At 52.8% G+C, this 2788-nt stretch carries 2 protein-coding genes; both read right to left on the reverse strand.

Translation table 11 applies throughout. The annotated features are described in order from the left end of the window. Positions 1-2: 2 nt before the first annotated feature. On the reverse strand, positions 3-434 hold the full coding sequence (locus IE164_RS18470) for a hypothetical protein (protein ID WP_189631758.1): 432 nt from the start codon (positions 432-434) through the stop codon (positions 3-5). Between the two features lie 45 nt (positions 435-479). Further along, the coding region (locus IE164_RS18475) for an MBG domain-containing protein (RefSeq protein WP_189631759.1) at positions 480-2788 on the reverse strand (2309 nt) is incomplete at its 5' end.

Below are 2788 nucleotides of genomic sequence, written 5' to 3' on the forward strand. Positions count from 1 at the left end.
GTCTATTTCTCTACAGTAATGATGTATTCACCGGCCAGTCCTGCGCGGGTGGGGCCGGTGGCTTTGGTAAAGCCAAACACAAACTTGGTGGTGGTCAGGCTTTGAATGGTGACTTGCTTGCCATCGTCCAGCACTACGGTGTGGGCCGATGCATCGCCCCACTGCCAGGTACCACTGGCCCGGAACAGGTCGCCTGCATTGGCGGTGGTGTAGGTACCTTCTGCAAAGGACAGTGAAAAACCGGGGTAGTTGGCACTCACGTTGTTGCCATCGACTTTTATACTGCCGAACTGGCCGAGTGTCCAGTCACCGGCAAGCTTCTCATAGGTAAGGTCTTGAAGGCTGGGCTCCACAGGACCGTCCGGGCCGCAGGAAAATGCCAAAAACAACAGCCCAAGAATAATGAGCCCTGTAATAATTTCTCTCTTTTTCATCTGTCTTCCGTTTTTCTGAAGTTTAGCATCTGATCTCTCTATGGTCTACTTCTTAATCAATACTTTCTTCCTCACCAGTGACCTTTCGTTGCTGAACTGGATGATGTACAGGCCACTTTCAAAGTTGGTCACGTCTATGCTCAGCTCGGGCCGGGTGTAGCCTTGTTTTTCGAACTTGTTCACGCCTGTCGGGTCAATCATCCGGATGTTCAGGGGCTGGCCGCTGAGCTCGCTCAGGTCTATGGTTACATAGCTGTTGGCTGGGTTAGGGAAGACTCTGATTTGTTCTTCATTGATCTGTCCCTTATCAATACTGGTTACTATCACTCCTTCTCCTGTCAGGTTTACTTCTATCACATTGTCTTGTATTTCATCAGTGACATCATAGTTGAATACTACAACACCTGAATAGACTTTCGCTTCCGAGGGCGAGAATATGGCCGTAATCTCCCGGCTTTCTCCTGCTCCCACTTGCACTGAACCTGGATTGAAGCTAAAGCCTTGACTGGAGCTGATCACTCTTACCTCGGTGGCTGCATCGCCTTTGTTGGACACTGTCCAGGTTTTGGTATCGGCAAGGCCTAGGGCTGTTTGTGCAAAATCGCCTTCTCCTGTGATTTCTATGATTGCCTCTCCTTCGTTGGTGATGGTAATGGCTAGTGCCTTCTCGAAAGTGGCACCAAATCCATCATCTGTTTTAACACGGATGCTGTAGCTGTTTTTGGTCTCAAAGTCGAAGGTTTCTGCGGCCAATAGCTTGTCTCCATCGATGGTGAAGCTTGCGTTGTCGGTATCTCCTGTTCCTGAAACCAGGGTGTAGCTGTGGCTGTCGCCTGTATTGGCATCGGTGCTGCTAAGGGTGCCTACTTCTGCTCCTACGGCATTGTTCTCCTGGATGCTGCTTGATGAGATGGTGATGCCGGTGGGTGCGAAGTTGGTGGTGTACACCTGGCCGGTGAAGCTGGCTGCGAGTGGGTTGGTGGCTGCATCTATAATGCTATCGTCATCTTTGGCGTTCAGGCCTATCGTGCCTTCGCCTGTGATTCCGTTCACGTTCACTGTGTAGGTTTTGCCGTCCACTGCTGTTACCGTGTTCACCTTGGCGGTGGCTGTTCCGGTTGTCTCTGTTTCAAAGTCGGTTACGTCCACACCGGTCACGTTTTCACTGAACACTACCGTGAAGTTTGTGTTTGTGGTCCCTGTGGGTATCTGGTCTGCTTCTGCCCTGCTGATGCTTGTAACGGTAGGTGCCGTGCCATCGAAGGTGGTGCTGATACTGGCTGTTGAGGCTACGCTGGCATTGCCTGCGGCATCGGTCACTGCGCCTGTGGTCACCGATACGGTGGTGGTACCGTCTGCTGTCGGGGTGATGGTGGCCTTCCAGGTTCTGCCGGCAGTTACTACCTCTACATTGCTCGCTGTTCCGTTGGTGACGGTAAGGTCTTCGGCTGTTAGGCCGGAAACTGGTTCATCGTAGGTTACGGTTACGGTAAAGGCAGCATTGGTCAGATCGCTCACCGCTGAAGTAATGGTCGGTGTGGCACGGATTCCGTCTACTTTGATGTTGGCGGTGCTGGCTATGTTGTTGAGCTTGGTGATGGCGTCCTTGCCAAAGCCGTCCTCAATGGTGCCCTCATTCAGGTCTATCGATGTCCCCAGCGCAATACCGTCAGCGTCCAGGTCGCCTTCTGCAATGGTGTAGGTAAATGTAGCTGTATTGCTTTCGTTTACGGTTCTATTTAGTGTAGCTGCCTTGGTTTCGGTCCCAACTGTGATTGGTAGGCTTGGGTTGCCTGTAATAGTCACAGGAAGGGCAAAGTTTACCGTGAAGGTGATCTCATCGCCTATGGCGTAGGTGCCATCATCGGGCACGGTAACGGAAGTGACAAAGGAGGCTTGTACAATGGTCAGGGTGCCTTCCACCAGGTTGAAGCTGTAGTTGTTGTCGCTGCCCCCGCTCAGGACAATGGCGGCTGTGCCTGCTGCGGTGGTCTCATCTGCGGTGGTCGAAGCGGTTGGCTCTGTATCGATCTCGGACTTGTCATCGCCATTCACAAAGCCGGTATAGCTGATGGTGAATTCGGGGTTTTCCTGCCCTACTGCCCTTTCTTTGTCATCTGCCCTGGCCGTTAAAGTGGCCTTCCCGATGGTCAGGGTCCCGTTGACTGTTGTCAGTGAATAGTTGTCGGCTGCGCCTCCGCTCAAGGTGATGGCGTAGGTCCCGGCATCGCTGCCGGCATCGGCTGTTGTGCTGGCGGTGGGCTGGGTGATGGCTGTTTCATCGTCTCCGTTCACAAAGCCTGCATAGCTGATGCTCAGGGCTGGGTTTTCCTCGCCATAGGTTTTGGACTTGT

This window comes from Roseivirga thermotolerans (assembly GCF_014653175.1).
GTDB lineage: Bacteria > Bacteroidota > Bacteroidia > Cytophagales > Cyclobacteriaceae > Roseivirga > Roseivirga thermotolerans.

What these genes read in the sequence shown, in the direction of transcription:
- IE164_RS18470 (WP_189631758.1), bottom strand. Translation starts at nt 434, where the DNA reads ATGAAAAAGAGAGAAATTATTACAGGGCTCATTATTCTTGGGCTGTTG.